Here is a 4,945-nt window from a genome sequence, read left to right on the forward strand (position 1 = left end):
CCCGTAGCTAAATTTTTCCTCTGCGGCTTAAAATATAATATAAGCCCGCTGATTAAAAATAGCGTCAAAATAAGAAATTCCATTTCAAACCGTCCTTTCCTAATAAAATTTAATCCTAAGCATGCCTAATTCTTAAAGAAATAATATAATTTTATTCATATTAAATTTTTTCCTATAAAATTTTCCTACTAAAAATATATTTCTATAAATTATTTTATTATATTTAAGTTATTATTAAAGATATGGCTAAAATTTTACAAATTATTTTACTCGCTAATATTTTTTATCCTTAAGATAAAATTTAAAACAACTTAAACAAATATTGTGTAATATTTCAACAGAATTTTAACCTAAGGCGAAATATGGAAAATATATTTTTAGAATCTTACGACGTATTTAAGGTATCGAAAAATGCGAGCAAGCTAAAAATTTACAACGACTTTTTAAGAGACAACAAAAGATACTCCGTAACGCGCTGTTATTATGTCATAGTTGTGGATAATACTTTTTTGACCTACTCGCATTTGATGATTTATGAGGAGCTGCTTTATCTTCTGTATTCGCAGAACAAGCTAAAAAACGGCGATTTTTCGCTGACGCTCAAAAAATCGGAGCTCGCGAAAAAATTTAAGACTGACATCACCAAAAGCGCGACCGAGACGATAAAGCGCCTTTATGAGATGCAGCAAGTAAAAATAACTATTTTCGTAAAAGACAAAGTCGAAAAACAGATGAATATTATAGAGCGCATCGACGCACCCGTGACCGAAAAATACGGCGACATCCCCGACGAGATCAATATCTCGCTAAATTCCGAGTTCGTGCGGCTCTACCGCTGCGCGTATCTGGACAAGATCGAGTATTTAAATAGCTTCGATATCGAGCAGGGCAGCTTCATCCGCTACTTTATGCAGCACGAGCTAGACGGAGGCGTCAAAAGCTCTGCGATCATCGATAAAATGGGCGTTACGACGTATCTGCCCTTCACCTATAAAAAGCGCTTCGAGCAAGAGATCGCAAGGGTGAGCTTTTACTATAAAAACGAGAAATTTTGCATAAAAGACGGCTTCGTCGTCATCGAAAACCATGAAAACAAAGCGATAGATAATCAAAACGCGTCGATTGAGCTTTTCGGCGCGATATACGAGCAGATAATGCAAAACTGCACCAAATCCGTTACGCTAAACGAGCAAAATTTAGCGAAGTATTACGCGCGCTTCGGCAGGTTTGAGACGAGCCAGACGGTATTTAAAATTCTAAGCAACATGGAGCTCATGCTAAATCAATCGATACAGAAAGAAAACGCGAAGATCGCCTGCTTTTCGCACTTTTTCGAAAGTATCGTTTGCAAAAACGGCGAGGAATTTGAAATTTTGATCGAGCTAAATCAAAAGGGCTTTGAGTATATCGTCTCGCGTAGCGCGAATTTGGACTTTTGGAATGTCGAAGCTGCAGACTACGGGCTCACGCCGTATCCGCTAAACAGCTGCGCCGCAAACGGCGGGCTGGGTGAAATTTAAGGTGGCGAAATTTTAAAATTTTTCCGCAAAGACGTACGAGCTTGCTCGCCGCATCAAAAATAACGCGCGGGCAAAATTTTAAAAATTTACTCCTGCGTCCTTAGCTCGGCGATGAGCCCGTCAAGCTCCCCGCTATTTTGCGCGCCCAAAAGCCGCTCGTTTATGAGCCGCATTTGCGCCGAAAACTCGCTATCAAGCATATCTGCAACGAAATTTTCGCTCTCGCTCTCGTCCGCTACCGGATACATATCACGCCAGATGTCGGTTATCCACCAGCCGCACTTTGAGACGCAGGTAAAGTCCTTCAAAACGCCCGTCTTTAGCCTCATCATCACTTCGTCGGTTTGTTTGATCTCGCTTGCGACGAAGTCCTTGTGAATGCCGTCTAGGCAGGTAAAAATGCGATGTCCTAGGCTTTGGACGCTGTTTTCGGAGCAGATCCTAAACTGAAAGACGCTATCTTTAAAATTTAGATCGGACAAGCAAATTGGATGTTTTTGAGTAAAATTCGGAAACGAATCGAAGCTCCTATCGTCAATGCTAAGCGCCCAGCTCGAGTTTGGATTTTTGCGGGCGAACTCGCCGAAACTAAGCCTGATAAATTCTTTATAGCTTAGCTCCTCGGCGGTGAAAAAGTCGTAGTTAGCGCAATTTGCATCTTTAAAGTCTTTAAATTTCATGATCCCTCCCGTAAAATTTTAGCCAAAAGTATCGAGTGCGTAATTTTACCATTTGCTTTTAAGAATTTATAAATATTTATTTTCAAATCTAAACAAATACAAAGCCAAACTATAGGAATTTTTTTGTAAAATAATAAATATATTCGAAAGGCGGCGTGCTTTTCGATATCGCAAAAGGCGCTTGGGCGCGAAATAATGTTTTGGTGTCAAGAGAGAGACTTGAACTCTCGACCTCCGGCTTATGAGACCAGCGCTCTAACCAGCTGAGCTACCTTGACACGCGAAAAGAAATGGCAAGTATAGCTAAATATTCTTATTTTTAATTGAAACACTTTAAAAGGAGAAAAAATGAGTGCGACCATAGTTCTGTTAGTCGTTATAACTTTGTTAGTTTTGACGTTAGTGGGCGTTTATAACTCGCTTATCGCCAAGCGTAATCAAGTGAGAAATATCGCTTCCACCGTCGATACACAGCTTAAAAAACGCTACGACCTTATCCCCAATCTAGTTAGCGCTACGCGCGAATATATGAGCCACGAAAACGCCGTGCTAACGCGCGTTAGCGAACTTCGCTCGCAAGCGATCAACGCGGCTTCTAACGCGGATAAATTTAAGCTAAATAGCGAAATTTCGGCTCTTTTGGGGCAGATCCGCATTGCAGTAGAGGCGTATCCGAACCTCAAGGCTAACGAATCGTTTGCCAAGCTACAAAACGCGTTAGGCGAGTGCGAGGAGCAGATCAGCGCCGCACGCCGCGCTTATAACGGCGCCGTTACGGTTTATAATAACGCCTGCGAAATGTTTCCTACTAACATCATCGCCAGCGTTTTTAACTTCGCCAAAGCGGAATTTTTCGCCGCCAGCGAGCAAGAAAAGCAAGCCCCAAACGTCTCTGAGCTTTTCAAAAAATAGGCGCGAGACGTAGAAAATTTGCGATGAAATTTTAAAATTTTATCGCAAATAACGCTTAGTGCCACAATGCTAAATTTTATAGCGAGCAAAATACAGCGCGCACAAAGCATGTCCTTTTAAAGAGAGGTTTGCTTTGCCGCCCCGCGTGCCCGTCATCTCGTTTGAGCTATTTTGCGGTGTGCGGCACTTAGAATTTGAGCAATAAAATTTTACGAAATTAATTTGATTTGTATTTTTTGCCAGGTAGCGATCGTTTTGACAAGCGGTACAATGCCAAATTTTAAAAGTCTAATTTGCGGTGCAGATTTTGGCTAGCTTGCCGGCGGCGTTACTTACGCAAGTGGCGACAAAAGTAACGCCACGTTAGTCATGCGTTATTTTGCAAATTTGCGCTTCTGCGGCACGGGCGAGGTCCTTCGGCGCGAGAGCAATCTGTTTTCCCCGCACGCCTGCGCTAACGTAAATTTTCTCCTGCGTTAGCGCTCGCTCGTCGATGAAGGTGCGGAAGTGCTTTTTCATCCCAAGCGGCGAGCAGCCGCCCCTGATGTAGCCCGTGACCTTCTGTAAATCCTTCAAATCCATCAGCTCGCAACGCTTCGCGCCGCAAATGTGCGCGAGCGCCTTGAGATCTAGATTTAGATCGCCTTGCAGGCAGGCTACGACGTATTCGTGATCCGCCGTGCAAACTATCGTTTTATAGACCCGCTCGATCGGCTCTCTCACGCTGTTTGCCACGTGCACCGCGTCTAAATTTAAAGGATCCACCGCGTATTCTTTGATCTCGTAAGGGATTTTCAGACCGTCCAGTACGCGTGCGGCGTTTGTTTTTGAGCTCATTTCACCTCTTTTCTTAAATTTAATAGCGGATTTTGTTTTCTTTCAAAAAATCGCGCAGATCTTCGTATTCGCTCTGATCGAAATAGCGCCATTTGCCTGGCTTTAGCATCCCGAGGGTCATTCTGCCGAATGCCGTGCGCTTAAGCTCCACGACATCCAGATCGAAATAGCCGAAAAATCTACGCAGCTCGCGGTTTTGACCCTCGTTAATGATCGCCTTTATCTTCGTATAGCCGCCGCTGCTGGGCATTATGCGGTAGCCCAAGAAGGGCTTAAATTCCATCGATTTGATCTTGCTTTTAGCGTGCGCACCTTTGCTCGCATCTGCAGCAAAAAAACCCTCGCGGATCGCCGTTACTACCTCGTCCTTCACCTCGCCTTTTACCTTTAGATAGTACTCTCGCTCGATGTCGCTGTTCATCAGCGCCGTAGCGATCGCGGGTGCATCGGTTAGCAGCAAAAGCCCCTCGCTTGCAAAATCCAAACGCCCCACGCTAACAAATCTGCCAAACCCCTCCGGTAGGCTATCGTAAATCGTCCGCCTGCCGCGATCATCCTTTTTAGTAACTAACTCGCCTTTGCGTTTGTTATAAACGATCATCGTAAATTCCGTCTTGGGCTTGATAAGGCGCGAGCCGATGCGGATCTTCTCCTCGCCGCTAACCTCTATAAAATCGCTAACGACGCGACCGTTAATGCTAACCTTGCCCTGCTTGATCAGCTCGTCCGCCTCACGGCGTGAGTAGGCGGTGTTATGGGAGATAAATTTATTCAGACGCATCTTTTGCATTATTTTAGCCCCAAGCTCGTTAGATCGTGAATATGCAAGATCCCCGCAGGCACGCCGTTTTCGACTACGGGCAGGACCTGGATTTTAAATTGCTCGATCAAATTTAGCGCGTCTATTGCGAGCATATTTTTATCGTCTAGCATTTTAGGATTTTTAGTGGCATATTTTAGCGCGCCGTCATTGATGTCAAAATCCTCTCGCATCAG

General features: G+C 44.0%; 6 protein-coding genes and 1 tRNA gene. 2 read left to right on the plus strand and 5 right to left on the minus strand.

The window, feature by feature from the left end:
• Nucleotides 1–362: 362 nt before the first annotated feature.
• Nucleotides 363–1,520 carry a hypothetical protein gene (locus QZ176_RS10230; RefSeq protein ID WP_295153357.1) on the plus strand — a complete coding sequence of 386 codons (1,158 nt, stop codon included), beginning with the start codon at nt 363–365 and terminating at the stop codon, nt 1,518–1,520.
• A gap of 86 nt (nt 1,521–1,606) precedes the next feature.
• Here the strand turns inward: QZ176_RS10230 and QZ176_RS10235 are convergent, their stop codons facing one another.
• Entirely contained in the window at nt 1,607–2,200 is a 594-nt protein-coding gene (locus tag QZ176_RS10235; RefSeq protein ID WP_295153359.1) for an effector protein, read from the minus strand.
• Nucleotides 2,201–2,401: 201 nt separating this feature from the next.
• A tRNA-Met gene (locus QZ176_RS10240) sits at nt 2,402–2,478 on the minus strand.
• A 70-nt stretch (nt 2,479–2,548) separates the two neighbouring features.
• Here QZ176_RS10240 and QZ176_RS10245 point away from each other — a divergent pair.
• Nucleotides 2,549–3,112 carry a LemA family protein gene (locus QZ176_RS10245; RefSeq protein ID WP_295153361.1) on the plus strand — a complete coding sequence of 188 codons (564 nt, stop codon included), beginning with the start codon at nt 2,549–2,551 and terminating at the stop codon, nt 3,110–3,112.
• 363 nt (nt 3,113–3,475) lie between these two features.
• On the opposite strand, the gene ybaK is transcribed toward QZ176_RS10245, so the two are convergent.
• The 3 genes from ybaK to QZ176_RS10260 all read right to left on the minus strand — a co-directional run.
• The gene (gene ybaK / locus QZ176_RS10250) at nt 3,476–3,949 is read right to left on the minus strand and encodes a Cys-tRNA(Pro) deacylase (protein ID WP_295153363.1); all 474 of its coding nucleotides are present in this window, start codon (nt 3,947–3,949) and stop codon (nt 3,476–3,478) included.
• 19 nt (nt 3,950–3,968) lie between these two features.
• A complete protein-coding gene (locus tag QZ176_RS10255) occupies nt 3,969–4,730 on the minus strand; it encodes a pseudouridine synthase (protein ID WP_295153365.1) in 762 nt (253 codons plus the stop codon).
• 8 nt (nt 4,731–4,738) lie between these two features.
• The coding region (locus QZ176_RS10260; protein WP_365951885.1) for a CBS domain-containing protein at nt 4,739–4,945 on the minus strand (207 nt) is incomplete at its 5' end.

The sequence above is a fragment of the uncultured Campylobacter sp. genome (assembly GCF_905373215.1).
In the GTDB taxonomy this organism is placed as follows: Bacteria; Campylobacterota; Campylobacteria; order Campylobacterales; family Campylobacteraceae; genus Campylobacter_B.

Bases quoted from the DNA above. Each gene is read 5' to 3' on its own strand.
- QZ176_RS10230 (WP_295153357.1), top strand. From the start codon at position 363: ATGGAAAATATATTTTTAGAATCTTACGACGTATTTAAGGTATCGAAA.
- QZ176_RS10235 (WP_295153359.1), bottom strand. From the start codon at position 2,200: ATGAAATTTAAAGACTTTAAAGATGCAAATTGCGCTAACTACGACTTT.
- QZ176_RS10245 (WP_295153361.1), top strand. From the start codon at position 2,549: ATGAGTGCGACCATAGTTCTGTTAGTCGTTATAACTTTGTTAGTTTTG.
- ybaK (WP_295153363.1), bottom strand. From the start codon at position 3,949: ATGAGCTCAAAAACAAACGCCGCACGCGTACTGGACGGTCTGAAAATC.
- QZ176_RS10255 (WP_295153365.1), bottom strand. From the start codon at position 4,730: ATGCGTCTGAATAAATTTATCTCCCATAACACCGCCTACTCACGCCGT.